This window comes from Nonomuraea sp. NPDC050153 (assembly GCF_044460125.1).
In the GTDB taxonomy this organism is placed as follows: Bacteria; Actinomycetota; Actinomycetes; order Streptosporangiales; family Streptosporangiaceae; genus Nonomuraea.
The window spans coordinates 633,822-652,663 of sequence record NZ_JBITJQ010000001.1; the positions used below are offsets into that span (position 1 = coordinate 633,822).

Consider the following 18,842-nt stretch of genomic DNA (forward strand, 5'->3'; position numbering starts at 1 on the left):
GGCGCTAACTGCCGGCGGCCAGCGCCGGGTAGAGGCTCTCCAGATCGCCCGACAGCCCGGCCTTGGACTGCCGGCTGATGGCGTCGGCCAGCACCTCGTGGGCCCCGGTCTCCAGGGCGTCGAGGGTCTGCGCGACGACCTCCGCGGGCGTGATCTTGGGCCCGGTGACGCGGGCGGCCATGTCGGTGTCGATGTAGCCCGCGTGCACCCCCAGGACGTGGGTGCCCTGCTCCTGCAGCTCCAGCCGCAGGGCGTTGGTCAGGGACCACGCCGCCGCCTTCGACGCGGCGTACCCGCTCACCTGGGGCGCCGTGATGAACGACAGCACCGACAGGACGTTGACCAGCGCCCCGCCGCCGTTGCGGGCCAGAACGGGGGCGAAGGCGCGGCTCATGGACAGGGGACCGAAGTAGTTGGTGTCCATCTCGGCGCGCGCCGCGTCCAGGTCCGAGCTGCCGGCACGCGAGATGCCGGCGTTGTTGACGAGCAGGTTCACCTCGGCGCAGCGCTCGGCCGCGGCCGCGACGGCGGCCGGGTCGGTGACGTCGAGCTCGATCGGGGTGAGGTTCGCGTCGGTGATCGTGGCGGGGTTCCTGGCGGCCGCGTAGACGGTGCGGGCGCCCCGGTCCAGGAGGGCCTGGGCGAACGCGGCGCCCAGGCCGCGGTTGGCGCCGGTGACGAGGGCGACGCTGCCGGAGATCTTCATGAGGATGGCTCCAAAGGTGTGGGTCACGGACGTTCGAGGATGAGGGCGTTGGCGAGGCCGCCGGCCTCGCACATGGTCTGCAGCGCGTAGCGGGCGCCGCGCTCGGCCATGGCGTGGACCAGGGTCGTGGCGATGCGGGCGCCGCTGGCGCCCAGCGGGTGGCCGAGGGCGATGGCGCCGCCCTTGACGTTGACCTTGGCCGGGTCGGCGCCGGTCTCCTGGAGCCAGGCCAGGACGACGCTCGCGAACGCCTCGTTGACCTCGAACAGGTCGATGTCGGCGAGGCTCAGCCCCGCGCGTCGCAGGACCTTCTCGGTGGCCGGGATGACGCCGGTGAGCATGAGGATCGGGTCCGAGCCGACGACGGCGAAGCTGTGCAGGCGGGCCAGGGGCCGCAGGCCGAGGCGGGCCGCCGTCTCCGAGGTGGTGATCAGTACGGCCGCCGCCCCGTCGTTGATCGGGCTGCTGTTGCCCGCGGTCACCGACCAGTCGATCTGCGGGAACCGCTCGGCGTGGCCGGGGTCGGCGAAGGCGGGCCTGAGCCCGGCCAGGATCTCCGGCGTCGTGCTTGGGCGTACCGACTCGTCCCGGTCCAGCCCGGCGACGGGCGCGAGCTCGGCGGCGAAGGAGGAGGCGGCGGCCTTGCGGTGCGAGCCGGCCGAGAACTCGTCGAGCCGCTCCCGGCTGAGCGACCACTTGGCGGCGATGAGCTCGGCGCTGATGCCCTGCGGCACCAGGCCCTCGGGGAAGCGCCCGGCGTGCTGGCCAACAAGGGCCGGGCCGAACGGGTCGGCTCCCGCGGGCACGTTCGACCACATCGGGACCCGGCTCATCGACTCCACGCCGCACGCCACCACCAGGTCGTACGCGCCCGACATGACCCCCTGGGCGGCGAAGTGCACGGCCTGCTGTGACGAACCGCACTGCCGGTCCACCGTGACCGCGGGCACCGACTCCGGGAACCCGGCCGCCAGCCAGGCGTTGCGGGTGGTGTTCATGGCCTGCTCGCCCACCTGGTCGACGCAGCCGCCGATCACGTCGTCCACCAGGGACGGGTCCACGCCGCTGCGCTCGATCAGGGCGCGCAGGGTGTGCGCGAGCAGGTCCACCGGGTGGATCCCGGACAGGCCGCCGCCCGGTTTGCCCTTGCCGATCGGAGTACGTACGGCTTGCACGATGACGGCATCACGCATCGCGCCCTCCTCGTCAGTTGGAAAACTGAACCCACTCTAGTTCGAGTGGGTTGGGTTTTCCAACTGACATCCTACGGGGAGGTGAAGCCGGCCAGGCCGTCGACGATCAGCCGGATGGCCGCGTCGAAGGTGCGCTCGATCTCCTCGGGGTCGTCCGACATGTGCCCCTGGGTCTCGGCCAGGACGAAACCGGCGACGAACGCGTGCAGGATCTCGCTCGTCCGCCGCAGCTCCGGGTCCGGCACCCCCGCCAGTCGCAGGATGCGGTAGAGCGTCTGCCAGATGGGCAGCCGCCGGTCGGAGACGAGCCTCGGATGGGTGTGGACATATCCCCACACGGCCGGGTGCTCCTTCGCGTGCCGGTGGTAGGCCAGCCCCAGCGCCTTGAGCTGCTCCTGCCACGGGGCGCCGTCGTCCGGCGGCACGTGCATGCGCTCGATCGCCGTGGCGCAGACCAGCCCCAGCAGCGCCTCCTTGCTCTCCACGTGGTGATAGAGCGACATCGGGTTGACCTGCAGCTCGGCCGCCAGTTTTCGCATGGACAGCCCCTCCACGCCGCTCTCCTCCATCAGGCGCACCGCCGTGGAGCTGATCTCGTCGAGGTTCAGGGGGGCGCCCCTGCGCGCACTCACTGCCATACGCCGTATGGTAGCGTCAGCCATACGGTGTATGGCTACTCGAAGGGAGCAATCATGGCGGAGATCCCCGCCCCGCAGGGCCTGCCCATCCTCGGCAACACGCTGCAGATTCCCTCTCACTCGCCCGTGGAGCACTTCATCCAGGTCGCCTCCCAGTACGACGAGGGCATCTACAGGCTGGAGGTCGCCGGGCGCACGATCGTGCTGGTCTACGACCCCGACATGGTCGCCGAGGTGTGCGACGAGAGCCGGTTCGTCAAGCGGATCAAGCCGCCGCTGTCGATCGTGCGCGACTTCGGCGGCGACGGCCTGTTCACGGCCGAGCCGGACGAGCCGGTGTGGGGGCAGGCGCACCGCATCCTGATGCCGGCCTTCAGCCAGCGGGCGATGAAGGCGTACTACGGGCAGATGCTCGAGATCGCCGAGCAACTCGTCGAGTCGTGGGCAGCCCGCCAGGGGGAGGACCTGCCCGTCGCCGACGACATGACCAGGCTGACCCTGGACACGATCTCGCTCACCGGGTTCGGCTACCGGTTCCGTTCCTTCGACTCGCCCGAGCTGCACCCGTTCCTGCGGGCCATGGGCGGCGCGCTCACCGAGGCCATGCTGCGCAACCAGCAGCTGTCGTTCGTCACCAAGCTCAAGCGCGGGCACGAGGAGGCGTACCGGCGCGACATCGCCACCATGCAGTCGCTGGTCGACGACGTGATCAGGCAGCGCCGAGCCGAGGGCGCCACCGGCTCCAAGGACCTGCTCGGCCTCATGCTGGAGGCCTCCGACCCGCAGAGCGGCGCCCGCCTGTCCGACGAGAACATCCGCAACCAGGTCCTCACCTTCCTCATCGCCGGCCACGAGACCACCAGCGGCCTGCTCTCCTTCGCCCTGTACAACCTGCTGCGCGACCCGCACACGCTGGCGCGCGCCTACGACGAGGTGGACCGGCTGCTGCCGGGCGACGAGCCGCCCACGTACGAGACGATCATGAAGCTCGACGTCATCGCGCGGATCCTGGAGGAGACGCTGCGGCACTGGTCGCCGATCCCCGCGATCAGCGTCAGCGCGATCGAGGACACCCAGATCGGCGGCTACCCCATCCCCAGGGACCAGGGCGTCGCCGTGCTGCTGCCGGTGCTGCACCGCAGCCCCAAGGCGTGGGAGCGGCCGGACGAGTTCGACATCGACCGCTGGCTGCCGGAGAACAGGAAGAGCCACCACCCGGGTGCGTACAAGCCGTTCGGCAACGGCGAGCGGGCCTGCATCGGCCGCCAGTTCGCGCTGACCGAGGCCAGGCTGGCGCTGGCGATGATCCTGCGGCGGTTCGCGATCTCCGACCCGAACGTCTACCGCATGAAGATCAAGCAGACCCTCACCATCAAGCCCGACGGGTTCACGATCAGGGTGCGCGAGCGGCGCGCGCACGAGCGGGCCGTCGCCGTGGCGCAGGAGGCCGAGCGGAGCGAGCAGCAAGAGATCGCCGTCACCGGCGGCGTGCCGCTCACCGTCGCCTACGGCTCCAACCTCGGCACCAGCTCCGACATCGCCGAACGCCTGGCCGAGCGGGCCGGTCGCGCGGGCTTCACCACCACGCTGACCACGCTCGACGACATGACGCCGCCGAGCGAGGGCCTGCTGGTCGTGGTCGCCTCCTCCTACAACGGCAAGGCGCCCGACAACGCCCAGCGTTTTGACGCCCTGGAGGCGCTGCCCGACCTGTCCGGGGTCCGGCTGGCCGTGCTGGGCTGCGGGAACACGCAGTGGCCCACGTACCAGGAGTTCCCGAAGCGGGCGTACGGGAAGCTGACCGCCGCCGGAGCGGTGCCGCTGATCGAGCGCGGCGAGGCCGACGCGGACGGCGACTTCGACGGCGACGTGACCGCCTGGACCGCCCGGCTGTGGGCGGCCCTGGCCGAGGGGTACTCGGCCTCCGCGAATCTGGGCGCGGAGAGCGCCGGGCCGCGTTACGCGATGGAGGTGCTCAGCGAGGCCGAGGTCAGGCCCGCCGTCGTCTCCTCGCGCGCCTTCCCGCTGACCGTCGTCTCCAACGAGGAGCTGACCTCCGACCCGACCGGCCTGTGGGACTTCTCGACCGAGGCGCCGCGCCCCGGCGTGCGTTCCGTCGTGGCCCGGCTGCCCGAGGGCGTCACGTACTCGGCGGGCGACCACGTGGCCGTCTTCGCCAGGAACGACCCCGAGCTGGTGGAGTGGGCGCTGCGTTGCCTGCGCGTCCCCCGCGAGCAGGTGGTACGCCTGCGCGCCGCCGGAGCCACCCACCTGCCCGTGGACACGGCGGTCACGGCCGGCCTGCTGCTGACCGAGTTCGCCGAGCTGCAGGAGGTCGCCACCCGGTCCGACCTCGAGGCGCTGGCCGCGCACACCGCCTGCCCCTGGACCAAGGGCCGGCTCGCCGAGCTGACCGCGAACTATGCCGACGAGGTCCTCGCCAAGCGCGTCTCCGCGCTGACCCTGCTCGAACGTTTCCCCGCGATCGAGCTGCCGCTGCCGGTGTTCCTGGAGATGGCCGGGCCGATCAAGCCGCGCTACTACTCCGTCTCCTCCTCGCCGCTGGCCGACCCCTCGCTCGTGCGCCTCACCGTCGGCCTCGTCGAGGGCCCCGCCTGGTCCGGCACGGGCACCTACCAGGGCATGTGCTCGGCCTACCTCGCCGGGCTGAAGGAGGGCGAGGTGTTCTACGGCTACGTCCGCGTCCCCGCGCCGCCGTTCCGCCTGCCGGACGACCCGGCCACGCCGGTGATCCTCGTCGGCCCCGGCACCGGGTTCGCGCCGCTGCGCGGCTTCCTGGAGGAGCGCCTGCTGTCCGGCGCTCCCGGCCCCGCCGCCGTCTTCACCGGCTGCCGGCATCCGCGGCACGACTTGCTGTACGCGGATGACCTGGCCCGCTGGGGTGTGCCCGCGCACAACGCGTACTCGGCCGTGCCAGGGCACCCGTACCGGTTCGTCCAGGACGCCATCGCGGCGCACGCTGAGGAGGTGTGGGAGCTGCTCTCCCAGGGGGCGTATGTGTACGTCTGCGGTGACGGGCTGCGGATGGCTCCCGCGGTGCGGCGGACGCTGCTGGACATCTACCGCTCGCGGACGGGGAAGGACGGCGCCGACTGGCTGGCCGCCCTGGAGTCGTCCGGCCGCTACCAACAGGACGTCTTCGCCTGACCCGCCCTCGCCCGCCGCCCGAGCCGCCCGGCGCTCTTGTACGCCGGGTCGGCGAGGCGGTGGGTTCGTGCGCAGGCGCTGAGAACCTCGGCCGGGTGGGCGGTTCGGGGTGCTTGGGGACCGGCGAGGAGCCCCCGGGAGAGGCGTACCATGACCTGCGGAAACCCGCGCCAGGCCTTTATCGACATTCCGGACTTAAGACTGCATGCTGGGATATAACCGCAGCATGCGCGACATATCCGTGGAACATGCTCGAAACTTTTCCACGGCACTGTGAGAGCCTCTGAAAGGGGGCGGCAATGCTGCTGCGACTGAGGGTGTCGCTGCCGGACCGGCCTGGCGGCCTGGGTCAGGTCGCCAAGTCTCTTGGAGCGCTCGGCGCGGACATCCTGCAGGTCACCGTGCTCGAACGCGAGGCCGGACGGGCCGTGGACGATTTCACCGTTTCCTGGCCGGGGCCGGTGACCCCCTCAGACGCTCGTGAACGATTGTCGGCCATGCCGGGTGTACGGGTGGAGGGCGTCTGGGCGACCAAGGAGGTGCCGGGTTCGGCGCTGGACTATGACCTTCTGATGCACGTCGTGTCCCAGCCCGCCCGAGGGTTCGCCGCGCTGGTGGACGCGCTGCCGGGGTTGTGCGGGGCGGAGTGGTCGGTGGCGCTGGCCGACGGCGCCGTACGGCACGCCTCGCTGGCCGCTCCCGAGAAGTTCGAGCTGAACCTGCCCGAGCCGCCGCCGAGAGCCGCCACCATGGACGCCGACGAACTGCGCCTGATGTTGCTGCCGGTGGTCGCGCAGGGGCTGCACCTGGTGGTGGCCAGGGCGGACGGGCCGGTGTTCCACCGTGCCGAGCTGGAACGCGCTGCCCGCATCGTCGACGTGGTCGCCAAGCTGGCCGCCCGCGCCTGACCCGGAGCAGGGCTTGGACGCCTACAGGCCGTACCCCGGCCCCCACATGGTCCTAGTCGTGGCGGGGGAGGCCGGACACCTCGTGGTCGGCGTGGAACAGGGCTTCCGCGATCAGGGTCCGCACGTGGGAGTCGCGGGCCCGGTAGAGCACGCGACGCCCGTCCCTGCGGGTGTCCACCAGCCCCGCGAGCCGGAGCTTGGCGAGGTGCTGCGACACGGACGGGCGCGGCACGCCGATGTCCTCGGCAAGCGAGTTCACATCCTGCTCGCCCGACGACAACAACCACATCAGCCTCAGCCGGGTGCCGTCGCTGAGCATGCGGAAGGCGTCCACGGCCGCGTTCACCTGGGCGGGAGTGGGTTCGGCACCTGAGGCGTCGTCGCGTGCGTACATAACTACATAGCCTGGTCAAGCGAGACAAATTGCGCAAGGCGAGGGACGTCATGACTGACCAGCGGGACCATGCGCCACACGAACATGAGCACAGACATGAGCACAGACATGAGCACGGACACGAGCACGAACACGGCCGCCGATGGTTCGCCCGGGTCGTGCACCATGTCGCGGCTCGTCATCCGCTCGGCGCCCACGCCCACGCCCACGACGGCGTCGACAGGACCGACGCCGCCCTGGAGACCAGCAGTCGCGGGATGCGCGTGCTGGCCGTCTCGTTCGCCGTCCTGATGGCCACCGCCGCGCTCCAGGCGGTGGTCGTCGTGGCCTCCGGGTCGGTCGCGCTGCTCGGCGACACCCTGCACAACCTGGCCGACGCGCTCACCGCCGTCCCGCTGGCGATCGCGTTCTCGTTCGGCCGCCGCGCCGCCACCCGGCGCTTCACCTACGGGTACGGCAGGGCCGAGGACCTCGCGGGCATCGTCATCGTCCTGCTGATCGCCGCCTCAGCGGGCCTGGCCGGGTACGAGGCCGTCACGCGGCTGCTGAACCCCCAGGACCTCCGGGCCGTCGGATGGGTGGCGGGGGCGGCCCTGGTGGGGTTCGCGGGGAACGAGTGGGTGGCCCGCTACCGGATCAAGGTGGGCAGGGAGATCGGCTCGGCCGCCCTGGTGGCCGACGGGCTGCACGCCAGGACCGACGGCTTCACCTCGCTGGCCGTCCTCCTGGGCGCGGGCGGCGCCGCGCTCGGCTTCCCCCTGGCGGACCCGATCGTGGGCCTGCTGATCACGTTCGCCATCTGCTTCGTGCTGCGGGACGCCGCCCGCGAGGTCTACCACCGGCTCATGGACGCCGTGGATCCCGCTCTCGTGGACCGCGCCGAGCGCATCCTGGGTGCGGTGGACGGGGTTCGGCACGTCGGCTCCGTACGCCTGCGCTGGATCGGCCACGCCCTGCACGCCGAGGTGGAGATCCTGGTGGATCACGACATGTCGGTGGTGGACGCCCACGCGGTGGCGGTGGAGGCCGAGCACCGGCTCATCCACGAACTGCCGCGCCTGAGGGCCGCCACCGTCCACACCGACCCGCACGGCCCCGCGGGCGCCGACCACCACGCCACCCTGTCCGCCCACCGGTCCGGCTGACCCCGCCACCGCCGCTCGAGCGGCGGTGGGACGGGACGCGGCGGCGGGGACGGTGGGGACGGTGGGAAACCTGAGGCGGCGTCGCCCGCGCGGCCCGCGACCAGGAAGGCTCCAATCACGACATTCCGTCCATAACGCTCCCTTGACCGCGCGCCGACCGTGAGGAACGCTGAGGTGGGAGACGTTGCCGGGGGCATAAACGCGTGAGGCGTCCATTCATCACCTTGCTGTCGGCCAACGCTCTATCCGTCACCGGAAACGTGCTCTCCATGCTCGCCGTCCCCTGGTTCGTCCTGGAGACCACGGGAAGCGCCGGGCTCACGGGGCTGGCCGCCTTCGCCACCACGTTCCCGATCGTCATCTCCGCCGCGTTCGGCGCCACGCTGGTGGACTGGCTGGGATTCCGCGGGGCGAGCGTGGTGTCCGACCTGGTGAGCGGCCTCGTCGTCCTCGCCATCCCCGCGCTGTTCCTGACGACCGGGCTGTCCTATCCGCTCCTGCTGGTCCTGCTGTTCGTACGGTGGCTGGCCGCCACGCCGGGGGAGACCGCGCGCAAGGCCATGCTGCCCGACCTGTCGGCCCTCGGCCGCGTACGCATCGAACGCGCGACGGCGGCCTACGACGGCGCCAACCGCGGCGCGACCATGGTGGGCGCCCCGCTCGCCGGAATCCTGATCCTCTGGGCTGGACCGAGCACGCTCCTCATCGTCGACGGGGTCACCTTCCTCCTGTCGGCGGCGCTCATAGCCGGCGGCATCCCGCGCATCGAGAACGGGCAACGCGAATCCGGCGGCTACCTTCGCGACCTGCGCGACGGCCTGACCTTTCTCTGGCGCGACCGCCTGCAGATGAGCGCCACCGGCATGATCGTGGTCGTCAACATGCTGGACACGGGCGTGACACAGGTGCTGCTGGCCCTGTACGCCCGCGACGTGGCAGGCGACCCCCGCGCGTTCGGCCTGCTCACCGGCGCGCTCGGGGCGGGCGCCGTGGCGGGGACGATCGTGTACGGAGCGGCCGGCGAACGATTACCCATGAGGCTGACCTACGGAGTGTGCTTCCTGGTCGCCGGCGTGCCCCGCGTCCTGGTCCTGGCGCTCGGCGTGCCGTTTCCCGTGGCGCTCGCCACGGCCGCGTTGTCGGGGTTCGCGGCCGGCGCGATCAACCCGATTCTCGGCATCCTGCAGTTCGGCCGCATCCCCGCCCCCATGAGAGCGCGGGCGCTCGGCACGATGACGGCCGCCGCGTACGCGGCCATGCCGCTCGGCGGGCTGCTGGCCGGTTCGCTCACCGAGGTGACCGGCCTGCGGGCCACGCTGTACGCCTTCACCAGCCTCTACCTGATCACGTCCATCCCGCCGTTCGTCTGCCGCGCCTGGCGGGAGCTGGACCAGCGGTCTACCGCGAAGACGTAGCCAGCAGCGCGGACTCCGTGATCGGGGACTCATGCGTGCCGGCGACCGTGCAGGCGTGCGCCCCGGCCGCCGAGCCCAGCCGTACGCACTCCTCCGGCGACCGGCCGCGCAAGGTGCCGTACAGGAAGCCGGAGACGAACGCGTCGCCCGCCCCGTTGCTGTCGGCCACCGGCCCGGGCAGCGGCGCGGCCGGGAAGGCGCGCACGCCGGAGTCGCGCGTCAGGACGAGGCAGCCGTCGGCCCCGCGCGTGCAGACGACCGTGTGGGCGCGGCCGCGCCGGAGGATGTCGCGCATCGTGGCGGCCGGGTCGGCCAGCGCGGTGGCCGAAAGGAACACCAGGTCGGAGCGGTAGGCGAAGTCCTTGTGGTAGTCGTCGGCGCCGTCCCAGTCGTGCAGGTCGGTGGAGACCGGAGTGCCGTCTAGGTCGGGGTAGACGTGGCGGCAGAAGTCCATGATCGACAGGTGTACGTGCCGGGCGCGCACGTTCGCGTACAGCTCCCGCGGCAGGCGCTCGCCGGGCGTGACCTTCGGGTCGTGCAGCGAGGTGCGGCGGCCGTCCGGCCCCACGAGCAGGACGCTGCGCCGGGTGCCCGCCGCGGCGGGCCCGAAGGAGCAGTCGACCTCGCGCAGCGCGTCGCGGACCAGGGCGCCCTGCGGATCGTCGCCGATCAGGTCGGCGAAGGCGACGGCGAGCCCGAGCGCGTGGCAGCCCAGCGCCACGCCCGCGCCCGTGTTGCCGATCCGGTCGACGACCGGGGGCACGTGGTAGGTGTCACGGTACGGCAGCGGCAGCTCGGGCACGTACACGGTCGTGTCGACCCCGGCCCCGCCGAGAACCAGAATGTCGGTATTCATCGGTTGACCAGCGGGCCGGAGCCGGTGGAGCCGCGGACGACGAGCTCCGGCTGGAAGATCAGCTCGACGTGCTTGGCGGGGGCGCCGTTCACCTCTTCGAGCAGCGTCTGCACGGCCGCCGAGGCCATCGCGCCGATCGGCTTGCGCACGGTGGTCAGCGGCGGGTCGGTGAACGCGATCAGCGGCGAGTCGTCGAACCCCACCACCGACACCTCTCCCGGCACCGACAACCCCCTCTCCCGGCAGGCGCGGATCGCGCCCAGCGCCATCAGGTCGCTCGCGCACACGATGCCGGTGCAGCCCCGGGACAGCAGCTGCGCGGCCGCTGCCTGCCCGCCCTCGACGGAGAACAGCGAGTGGGCGATCAGCTCGTCGACGTCGGTCGCGCCGAGCAGTTGCGCCATGGCCTGCTTGTAGCCCTCGATCTTCCTGATCACCGGCACGAACCTGCGCGGCCCGAGCGCGAGGCCGATCCGCTCGTGGCCGAGGTCGACCAGGTGCTGCACGGACAGCCGGGCGGCCATGCGGTCGTCGGGCGAGATGAAAGGCGCGTCGATGTGCTCGCTGTAGCCGTCGACCAGCACGATCGGCAGCCCGCGGTCGGTCAGGCGGGTGTAGCGGTCCATGCGGGCGGTGGTGTCGGCGTGCAGCCCCGAGACGAACACGATGCCGCTCACCCCGCGATCGACCAGCAGCTCGGTGAACTCGTCCTCCGGCGCGCCGCCGGGCAGCTGGGTGCACAGCACGGGCGTGTAACCGTGCTGGGTCAGCGCCTTCTCGATGGCCTGCGCGAAGGCGGGGAAGATCGGGTTGTCCAGCTCCGGCGTCACCAGGCCGACCAGCCCGTTGCTGCGCTGGCGCAGCCGCGGCGGGCGCTCGTAGCCCATGAGGTCGAGCGCGGTCATCACCGCCTGGCGGGTGGCGGCCGAGACGCCGGGCTTGCCGTTGAGCACCCTGCTGACCGTGGCCTCACTCACCCCGGCCTGGGCGGCGATGTCGGCTAGGCGAGCGTGACCGTTCATGCCACTCACTTTACTTTCCACCAGACCGCCGAATCCCCTGCTCCAGGGACACCCGAGGCGATCAGGAGGTCCCCGTCGATCCCGAAGTCCACCGGCGTCGCGGTGAGGTTGACGGCGCAGACGAACCGCCCTCTGGAGAACACGAGCGTGCCCTCGGGCGACTCGTGCCAGACGAGGTCCCCGTCGAGTGCGCGCCGCAGCTCCAGCGCCGTACGGTACAGCTCCAGCGTCGAGCCGGGCACGCCCTCCTGCGCCTCCACGCTCAGCCCGGCCCACTCGGACGGGATCGGCAGCCACGGGTCCTGCCAACCGGACTCGCGCGTCCACGGCAGCGGGACGCGGCAGCCGTCGCGGCCGCTGTCGGGGTCGCGCAGCCGCTGCGGGTCCTGGCACACCTCGTCCGGCAGGTCGAGCACCTCGGGCAGGCCCAGCTCCTCGCCCTGGTAGACGTAGACCGAGCCGGGCAGCGCGAGCGTCAGCAGCGCGGCGGCGCGGGCCCTGGCCAGGCTGCCGTAGCGGGTGACGTGCCGCTTGACGTCGTGGTTCGACAGCACCCAGGTGGTCGGGGCGCCCACGGAGCCGGCCGTGGCGAGCGAGGAGTCGATCACGGCCTTCAGCTCGGCGGCGTCCCACGGGGTGAACAGGTAGTGGAAGTTGAACGCCTGGTGCAGCTCGTCCGGGCGGACGTACATCGCCAGCCGCTCGGCCGTCGGTGCCCACGCCTCGGCCACGCCGATGCGCTCGCCGGGGTAGGAGTCGAGCACGCGCCGCCACGCGCGGTGGATGTCGTGCACGCCGTCGTTGTCGAAGTACGGCACCGGCTCCTTGCCGATCAGCGTGGTCTGGTTCGGGTGGCCGATGTCGGGCAGGCCGCGCGGCTTGACCATGCCGTGCGCCACGTCCACGCGGAAGCCGTCGACGCCCAGGTCGAGCCAGAACCGCAGGACCGACTCGAACTCGCCGCGCACCTCGTCGTTGTCCCAGTTGAGGTCGGGCTGCGCGGGGTCGAACAGGTGCAGGTACCACTGCCCGTCCTCGACCTGCGTCCAGGCGGGGCCGCCGAAGATCGACTCCCAGTCGTTCGGCCGGTCGCGGAAGACGTACCGATCACGGTGCCGGCCGCGCAGCGCCTCCTGGAACCAGGGGTGGGCCGAGGAGGTGTGGTTCGGGACGATGTCCGTGATCACCCGCAGGCCGAGTGCGTGCGCCTCGTCGATGAGGGCCTTGGCGTCGGCGAGCGATCCGAACAGCGGGTCGACGTCCCGGTAGTCCGCGACGTCGTAGCCGAAGTCGGCCATGGGGGAGCGGTAGAAGGGCGTCAGCCAGATGGCGTCGACGCCGAGCCCGGCCAGGTATGGCAGACGATCGCGAACGCCGATCAGGTCGCCCACGCCGTCGCCGTTGCCGTCGGCGAAGCTGCGCACGTACACCTGGTAAATCGCGGCGTCTCGCCACCATGCGGTCATACTCTCCCCCTGACGGTCCCGACTATGAAATCCCTTGCCGCAAGTTTACGCAAGTCCTTACATGCACCTCTAATCCGGAAATTTCGCTTAAGAACCCCCAAAGCCCTCGACCTAAACGCGCGCGCAGGAGATTCTTTATGTCAAGGGTGGACATCTAGCGTTAAGGCGCGATGTACTACCTCTTCAATCAGCCTCGTCACAGGTGACACGCGCGCAAGGTGTAGGCCCATGAGCTCGGTCGTTCTCGACAAAGTGACCAAGGTGTATCCGGGCGACTACCTCGCAGTCGACCGGCTGAGCCTCCGGGCCGAAGACGGCGAGTTCCTCGTCCTCCTCGGCCCCTCCGGATGCGGCAAGTCCACGCTGCTCCGCATGATCGCGGGCTTGGAGGAGATCACCGAGGGCGACCTGTGGCTGGACGGCGAGATCGCCAACCATCTGGCCCCGCGCGATCGTGACGTCGCCATGGTGTTCCAGAACGGCGCCCTGTATCCGCACCGGACCGTACGCGGGAACATCGCCTTCCCTCTGGAGATCGCCAAGTCGGACCCCGCGATGGTGCGCGAGCGGGTGACCGAGCTGTCGAAGGCGTTGCACATCGACGAGACGCTGGACCGCCGCCCCGGCACGCTCTCCGGCGGCCAGCGGCAGCGCGTGGCCATGGGGCGGGCCATCGTCCGGCAGCCCAAGCTGTTCCTCATGGACGAGCCGCTGTCGAACCTGGACGCCGGCATGCGCACCGAGCTCCGCATGGAGATCTCGGCGCTGGTCAGGTCGCTCGGCGTCACGACGATCTATGTGACGCACGACCAGGTGGAGGCGCTGACGCTCGCCGACCGGATCGCCATCCTGAACCGAGGGGTGCTCCAGGACGTCGGCACCCCCGGGCAGATTTACAACGATCCGGCCACCGCGTTCGTGGCGGCGTTCCTCAACTCCCAGCAGTTGAACCTGCTGGCGGCCAACGTCAGGACGCCGCAGAACCAGTACGTCATGCTCGACTTCGGCCCGCACCGGCTCACGATGCCGTGGAGCGATCCGAGGGCGTACGCGATCTCGCAGCACACGGGCGGGCAGGTGCTGGTGGGCCTGCGCCCGGACGGGCTGGCCCCGGTGCAGGAGTCGTACGACGGGCCGTCGTTCTTCGGGCGGGTGCGGGCGCTGGAGTATCACGGGCACGAGTGGCTGGCGTACGTGGAGTGCGGGGTGCCCGCCGTGCCGGTACCGGAGCCGCCGGACCCGCGCGGGCGGGCCAACGGGGACAAGAACGGCTCGGGGAAGCTGTCGGGACTGGTGCGGCGGATCTTCTCCTCGCAGCGGCAGGAGGAGGAGCATCAGGAGCAGGAGCAGGTCGGCCAGCACCCGAACAGCGGCATCCACCGCCGCTCGGACCTGATCGTCCGCCTGGGCGGCCGCCCCGTCTGGCGCACCGGCGACGCCGCCAAGGTCGGCGTGGACCTCTCCCGCATCATGATCTTCACCCTCGACGGCGCCCGCATCGACCCCCCTCGCCGCTGACCCTCACGCCGGAGCCCGCCCCACACGCGTCTCGTTGACCAAACGGACTGTGGTCCGTATATTTGCGTCCAGCAAGCGGACCATAGTCCAGAAAGGACGCGAAACCATGAGCAGACTGCTGCACATCTCCGCCTCTCCCCGTGGTGGCGAGTCGATCTCGCTGGCCATCGCGCGGACGTTCGCCGAGGAATACCGCGCCGCCCGGCCCGATGCGACGGTCGACCAATTCGACCTGTGGGACGGCACGCTCCCCGAGTTCGGCCCCGCCGCCGCGGGCGCGAAGATGACCGTGTTCGGCGGTGGCACGCCCGAGGGCGAGCAGGCGGAGGCGTGGGCGGCGGCCGTGCGCACGTTCGAGCGCTTCGACTCCTACGACCGCTACCTCTTCAGCGTGCCGATGTGGAACGGGGGCGTGCCCTACAAGCTGAAGCAGTTCATCGACGTGGTCAGCCAGCCGGCGATGATCTTCCACGTGCACCCGGAGACCGGCTACCGCGCCCTGCTGACCGGCAAGCGCGCCGCCGTCGTCTACACCAGCGCCGTCTGGGGTCCCGGCCTGGGGCCGGAGTTCGGCGCCGACTTCCAGTCGACGTCCTTCGGCGACTGGCTCCGCTGGACCGGCATCGCCGACATCCAGGAGATCCGCCACCACCCGACGCTCACGGGCTCGTACGAGGCCGAACGCAAGCAGGCCGACGAACACGCCCGCCGGATCGCCAGGACGTTCTAGCCCTGGGTCATCGAGATCGCGTCCCGACCAGCACGGCGGGGTCGAAGGAGATGGGGAAGGGTTGGTCGAGTGTGAGCACAGTGCCCGCCTTCGCCTCCGCGACCAGCTCGTAGCCTTGCTCGCCGAGCTCGAAGACTTCAACGCGAGGCCCGCCCTCGAGTTCGACCCTGATGAACACCGGGATGCCCACTGCGGCGTATTTGGGCGGCTTGACCTCGTAGTCGCGCCTCCGGCTGACGACCTCGACCACGCACACGGTGTCCGCGGCGGCGAGGATGGTGACGTCGGCCAGCATCGCCTCGGCACGTCCAATCAGGATGTCGGGAATGAGGCCGTCCTCGCCGACTTCGAGATTGCCCGTCGCGACCACCTCGAATGCCTCAGGTGCCGCCTCGATCAAGATCTGCCGAAGTCGCCCCGCGCAGAGCGCGTGAGGGAATGCGGGCATGGGGCTCACTACGAAACTCCCGTCGATCAACTCGATGCGCTCCCCGGTTTCGGGCAGCTTGAGCCAGTCCTCGACGGCGTAGTCGCTGCTGGTCGGGGGCAGGGCGAAAAGCCTGACGCGCCGTGGCGGCGGGTGTGCGGCAAGCCAGCCTTCGTACGGCGCAGCAGGCATCGCTTCATCGCCTTCCATGGAGGGGGACACAGAGCCAAGCGTATTCGCGTGAGCACGCCGAGTGACGAGATCACGTTACCGCGCCTTTACCGATCTCGTCAGGCACCCGCCGGAAGTCTCAGGAGGCGCAGGTCCAGCGGGGCCCGTCGGGGGTGTCCTCCACGAGGATGCCGCCCTCCTGCATCGCCGTCCGCAGCGCGTCCGCCACCTCGTACCGCCCCTCTTCCCGCAGCCGGGTGCGGAGTGTCAGCAGGGGCTCCACCAGGGCGGGGAGGCTTCGCGAGCGGAGGCCGGCGGCCGAGGCGAGCTCGCCGAGGCGGGCGATGAGCAGCCGCATCAGCTCCCTGGCCTGCTCGACCCCGCCGGCGTCCTCCTCCGTGTCGGCCGCCCACTTGACGAGCTCCGCCTCCAGGTCGAGCACCACCTGGGCCGCCGCCACCGGGTCCGGCCGGGCCACCGCCGCCTTGAACAGGTCTTCGGAGGTGTGGATCGTCTCCTCCAGCGTGACCTCGGCGGGAGCGGGGTCCGCCGGGGGCGGCGGGGTGACGGCGCCCGTGCCGGGGCCGCCCTCGGCCAGGCGGCGCAGCTCGGCGAGGTCGGTCAGGGTGCCCGTGGGCAGGACCGTCGCGGAGCCGGGCCGGCGGACGGTCAGGCCGCCGCGGCCCGCCACCCGCACCGACTCGGTGTCGAGGTCGATCACCAGGGCGGTGTGCTCGTCGAGGCCCAGGACGGCGGCGCCGGGCGGCAGCTCGCGCTCCATGCGCGACAGCCGGCGCTCGCCGAGGTAGCAGAAGCGGGTGTCGTGGGTGCCGCCCTCGGTGTTGTCGAAGTGGGGGATCAGCACGGCCCGCAGCCCGAGCGGGTCCAGCAGGTCGACGCCCTCACGCCAGTGGGGATCCGCGCCGACCTTGTAGATCTCGTAGACCGGCACGGTGGCCAGACCCGCCGTGCAGGCGGCGGCCGAGGCCAGCACCGTCACCCCCTGACGTGCGCGAACCCGGGCACGCAGGTCACCGGCCACGCCCGAGTCGGCCCACCGGTCGAGCGCGTAGGTCGGGCTGCCGGGGCCGGAGAAGACCCAGTCGGCGCCCGTGATCCCGGCCGCCACCTCGACCTCCAGGCCGACGCTGTGCGCGAAATAGCGGCGGGCGCGGGCGGAGATGTCTGCGGAGTTCTCCTGGAAGGCGTAGGGAGTGTCGAGCAGCACGGCCCGCGCTCCCGCGCGCAGCGAACGCGCCGCCGCGCGGTGGATCTCGACCATGGTCGGGCTCGTCTCGCCCGACCCCATCAACACCAGCAAACCCGGCATGGCTGTCGGCCCCTTTCTCGCGTGCCATCGACTACATCCGGGCCCGCCACGGCTTTCAAGAGCGTTCAGACGATGCGTCTGGGTCGTACTTGCATATGATTGGCAGTAAGTTGGTGGCGGTGACGGGAAGACACGTGGTCCTGGTTGAGACGCTCATGCTACGGGTGGGCACCGACAATCGCTGGTCCTACCGGCATGCCCTTACCCGGCCGCGGCACGGGGAAAGCCCCGACGAGGCGGCGCGCCGGCTCGGCGGGGTCGCGGCCCAGGATCCCGGGACCGTGGTCCACTCCACGAGCTGGCGGTACGAGCCGGACGGCAGGGTCGTGCTGACCTATGCGATCTGTCCCGACCCGGCGCCGTGGCTGCCCGCCGTCGAGGTGCCCGTGCTGGAGATCGCCAGGGGCGAGGCCCCCGCCACCCCGTCACCTGAGCGCGTCGCCCTGACCAACGTGGTCGCGCACGCGGTCAGGCACCTGGCCTTCCTCGTCGCCGAGGACCCCGTCGTGTCGCGCGTCCTGTCCGGCCATCCGGCGGTCGCCCTCGCCCTGGAGCCGGCGGGCGCTCCGGCCTGAGAGGCGGCGGCCCAGCTCCTGCATGGGCCGTTCGACGTACCTGTAGGAGAGCGTGCTGACGGCCAGCACCACGGTCAGGGCCAGCGCCGCCATCGTGAGCTGGTACGCCGGCTCCGCCCACCGCAGGTCACCGGTGATCGCCACGAAATACTTCAACAACGGGTGATGCACCAGGTAGAGCGAGTAGCTGATCAGCCCGAGCCAGGTCAGCACCCTGGGCAGCCGCCGCCCGCGCAGCGCCATCCCCACCGCGAACGTGCCCGCGGCCAGCGCGATCGTCGTCAGCCAGACGTCGGCCTGAACCCACCACCAGCCGCCCTCGACGGCCCACAGGGGCGCGACCGCCACCAGCGCCGCCGTCACCGCCACCGGCCACAGCGGCCCGCGGCCCCGTTCCCACCGGTGGATGGCCGTGCCCGCGAACATCACCGCCAGCACCGCCACCCCGAGCCACGGCACCCGGCTGCTCAGCGGCAGCAACGCCAGCGCCATCAGCCCCAGCACGCAGGCGGCGGCCGTGCGCAGGCGCCCCCACACGACACACGCCAGCCCGGCCACGAACACCGCGCCGGAGACGTAGGCGGGCCAGCCGCCGGTCAGCACCGCCCCCGACGCCACCAGCCCCACGACCACGGCCCCCGCCCCGAACGACATCGACAGCAGCCCGCTCCGGCCGTGCCCTCTGACCAGGAACAGCGCGGTGACCAGGAGGTAGAAGACCATCTCGTACGACAGCGTCCACATCGTGTCGGCCACGCCGCCCACGTTCACGACGTCGAGCAGCATGGTCGCGTGCGCCACCACCGCGCTGCCGTCCCTGGGCACCTCGGCCCGCACCGGCACCCACCAGGCCAGCGCCAGCACGAGGGCGATCACACCGAGGTAGAGGGGGTAGAGCCGGAAGAACCGGCTGATCCAGAACTTGCGCACGTCGCCGTGGCGTTCCAGGGAGGTGGGGATGATGTAGCCGCTGACCAGGAAGAACACGAGGATGCCGTAGACGCCGAGGTTGAACCAGTACGGCCTGAGCTGCGGCAGGAACCACGGCAGAAGGTGCTCGGCGACCACGGCCAGCGCGCCGATCCCCCTGAGCGCGTCCAGCCACGCGAGCCTGGAGGCGGCGGGGACGGGCTGGGCGGCGACAGCGGACACCCGCCCCAACCTACCCACGAAGGCTGAA

The 18,842-nt window shown here is 71.2% G+C and carries 16 protein-coding genes; 6 read left to right on the plus strand and 10 right to left on the minus strand.

All coding sequences use genetic code 11. The features are described from left to right. Positions 1-4 precede the first annotated feature (4 nt). The 3 genes from ACIBQ1_RS03000 to ACIBQ1_RS03010 form a co-directional block, all read right to left on the minus strand. On the minus strand, positions 5-706 hold the full coding sequence (locus tag ACIBQ1_RS03000; RefSeq protein ID WP_397274246.1) for an SDR family oxidoreductase: 702 nt from the start codon (positions 704-706) through the stop codon (positions 5-7). A 23-nt stretch (positions 707-729) separates the two neighbouring features. Continuing rightward, positions 730-1,899, minus strand: a complete 1,170-nt coding sequence (locus ACIBQ1_RS03005) for a thiolase family protein (RefSeq protein ID WP_397274247.1) — start codon at positions 1,897-1,899, stop codon at positions 730-732. Positions 1,900-1,970: 71 nt separating this feature from the next. Continuing rightward, entirely contained in the window at positions 1,971-2,537 is a 567-nt protein-coding gene (locus ACIBQ1_RS03010; RefSeq protein WP_397274248.1) for a TetR/AcrR family transcriptional regulator, read from the minus strand. 54 nt (positions 2,538-2,591) lie between these two features. On the opposite strand from ACIBQ1_RS03010, the gene ACIBQ1_RS03015 reads away from it, so the two are divergent. Beyond that, on the plus strand, positions 2,592-5,705 hold the full coding sequence (locus ACIBQ1_RS03015) for a bifunctional cytochrome P450/NADPH--P450 reductase (protein ID WP_397274249.1): 3,114 nt from the start codon (positions 2,592-2,594) through the stop codon (positions 5,703-5,705). A gap of 299 nt (positions 5,706-6,004) precedes the next feature. Continuing rightward, complete coding sequence (locus tag ACIBQ1_RS03020) at positions 6,005-6,613, plus strand: amino acid-binding protein (RefSeq protein WP_397274250.1); 609 nt, start codon at positions 6,005-6,007, stop codon at positions 6,611-6,613. Positions 6,614-6,665: 52 nt separating this feature from the next. On the opposite strand, the gene ACIBQ1_RS03025 is transcribed toward ACIBQ1_RS03020, so the two are convergent. Further along, positions 6,666-7,007 carry an ArsR/SmtB family transcription factor gene (locus ACIBQ1_RS03025; RefSeq protein WP_397274251.1) on the minus strand — a complete coding sequence of 114 codons (342 nt, stop codon included), beginning with the start codon at positions 7,005-7,007 and terminating at the stop codon, positions 6,666-6,668. Positions 7,008-7,165: 158 nt separating this feature from the next. Here ACIBQ1_RS03025 and ACIBQ1_RS03030 point away from each other — a divergent pair, with 158 nt between their 5' ends. Together ACIBQ1_RS03030 and ACIBQ1_RS03035 are read left to right on the plus strand one after the other, a co-directional pair. After that, positions 7,166-8,152 (plus strand): cation diffusion facilitator family transporter, encoded by a 987-nt coding sequence (locus tag ACIBQ1_RS03030; RefSeq protein WP_397274252.1) that lies wholly within the window; start codon positions 7,166-7,168, stop codon positions 8,150-8,152. Between the two features lie 203 nt (positions 8,153-8,355). Beyond that, positions 8,356-9,567 (plus strand): MFS transporter, encoded by a 1,212-nt coding sequence (locus tag ACIBQ1_RS03035; RefSeq protein ID WP_397274253.1) that lies wholly within the window; start codon positions 8,356-8,358, stop codon positions 9,565-9,567. Here ACIBQ1_RS03035 and ACIBQ1_RS03040 read toward each other — a convergent pair. From ACIBQ1_RS03040 to ACIBQ1_RS03050, 3 genes are read right to left on the minus strand one after another with little or no spacing between them, the layout of a single operon-like run. Next, entirely contained in the window at positions 9,551-10,423 is an 873-nt protein-coding gene (locus tag ACIBQ1_RS03040; RefSeq protein WP_397274254.1) for a carbohydrate kinase family protein, read from the minus strand. The two genes, ACIBQ1_RS03035 and ACIBQ1_RS03040, sit on opposite strands and share 17 nt — an antisense overlap. Beyond that, positions 10,420-11,445, minus strand: coding sequence for a LacI family DNA-binding transcriptional regulator (locus ACIBQ1_RS03045; protein ID WP_397274255.1), 1,026 nt, complete (start codon positions 11,443-11,445; stop codon positions 10,420-10,422). The genes ACIBQ1_RS03040 and ACIBQ1_RS03045 overlap by 4 nt, the downstream gene beginning before the upstream one ends. A gap of 5 nt (positions 11,446-11,450) precedes the next feature. After that, entirely contained in the window at positions 11,451-12,911 is a 1,461-nt protein-coding gene (locus tag ACIBQ1_RS03050) for a glycoside hydrolase family 13 protein (protein WP_397274256.1), read from the minus strand. A 228-nt stretch (positions 12,912-13,139) separates the two neighbouring features. On the opposite strand from ACIBQ1_RS03050, the gene ACIBQ1_RS03055 reads away from it, so the two are divergent. Next, a complete protein-coding gene (locus tag ACIBQ1_RS03055) occupies positions 13,140-14,429 on the plus strand; it encodes an ABC transporter ATP-binding protein (protein WP_397274257.1) in 1,290 nt (429 codons plus the stop codon). A 106-nt stretch (positions 14,430-14,535) separates the two neighbouring features. Further along, positions 14,536-15,159 (plus strand): FMN-dependent NADH-azoreductase, encoded by a 624-nt coding sequence (locus ACIBQ1_RS03060; RefSeq protein ID WP_397274258.1) that lies wholly within the window; start codon positions 14,536-14,538, stop codon positions 15,157-15,159. A gap of 7 nt (positions 15,160-15,166) precedes the next feature. Here the strand turns inward: ACIBQ1_RS03060 and ACIBQ1_RS03065 are convergent, their stop codons facing one another. From ACIBQ1_RS03065 to ACIBQ1_RS03075, 3 genes are all read right to left on the minus strand, one after another. Beyond that, positions 15,167-15,808, minus strand: a complete 642-nt coding sequence (locus ACIBQ1_RS03065) for a Uma2 family endonuclease (protein ID WP_397274259.1) — start codon at positions 15,806-15,808, stop codon at positions 15,167-15,169. Positions 15,809-15,896: 88 nt separating this feature from the next. After that, complete coding sequence (locus tag ACIBQ1_RS03070; RefSeq protein ID WP_397274260.1) at positions 15,897-17,087, minus strand: hypothetical protein; 1,191 nt, start codon at positions 17,085-17,087, stop codon at positions 15,897-15,899. A 425-nt stretch (positions 17,088-17,512) separates the two neighbouring features. Continuing rightward, on the minus strand, positions 17,513-18,814 hold the full coding sequence (locus ACIBQ1_RS03075) for an acyltransferase family protein (RefSeq protein WP_397274261.1): 1,302 nt from the start codon (positions 18,812-18,814) through the stop codon (positions 17,513-17,515). Positions 18,815-18,842: the final 28 nt, after the last annotated feature.

Excerpts from the sequence above, each read along its gene's own strand:
- ACIBQ1_RS03000 (WP_397274246.1), bottom strand. The coding sequence starts at position 706 with ATGAAGATCTCCGGCAGCGTCGCCCTCGTCACCGGCGCCAACCGCGGC.
- ACIBQ1_RS03005 (WP_397274247.1), bottom strand. The coding sequence starts at position 1,899 with ATGCGTGATGCCGTCATCGTGCAAGCCGTACGTACTCCGATCGGCAAG.
- ACIBQ1_RS03010 (WP_397274248.1), bottom strand. The coding sequence starts at position 2,537 with ATGGCAGTGAGTGCGCGCAGGGGCGCCCCCCTGAACCTCGACGAGATC.
- ACIBQ1_RS03015 (WP_397274249.1), top strand. The coding sequence starts at position 2,592 with ATGGCGGAGATCCCCGCCCCGCAGGGCCTGCCCATCCTCGGCAACACG.
- ACIBQ1_RS03020 (WP_397274250.1), top strand. The coding sequence starts at position 6,005 with ATGCTGCTGCGACTGAGGGTGTCGCTGCCGGACCGGCCTGGCGGCCTG.
- ACIBQ1_RS03025 (WP_397274251.1), bottom strand. The coding sequence starts at position 7,007 with ATGTACGCACGCGACGACGCCTCAGGTGCCGAACCCACTCCCGCCCAG.
- ACIBQ1_RS03040 (WP_397274254.1), bottom strand. The coding sequence starts at position 10,423 with ATGAATACCGACATTCTGGTTCTCGGCGGGGCCGGGGTCGACACGACC.
- ACIBQ1_RS03045 (WP_397274255.1), bottom strand. The coding sequence starts at position 11,445 with ATGAACGGTCACGCTCGCCTAGCCGACATCGCCGCCCAGGCCGGGGTG.
- ACIBQ1_RS03050 (WP_397274256.1), bottom strand. The coding sequence starts at position 12,911 with ATGACCGCATGGTGGCGAGACGCCGCGATTTACCAGGTGTACGTGCGC.
- ACIBQ1_RS03055 (WP_397274257.1), top strand. The coding sequence starts at position 13,140 with ATGAGCTCGGTCGTTCTCGACAAAGTGACCAAGGTGTATCCGGGCGAC.
- ACIBQ1_RS03060 (WP_397274258.1), top strand. The coding sequence starts at position 14,536 with ATGAGCAGACTGCTGCACATCTCCGCCTCTCCCCGTGGTGGCGAGTCG.
- ACIBQ1_RS03070 (WP_397274260.1), bottom strand. The coding sequence starts at position 17,087 with ATGCCGGGTTTGCTGGTGTTGATGGGGTCGGGCGAGACGAGCCCGACC.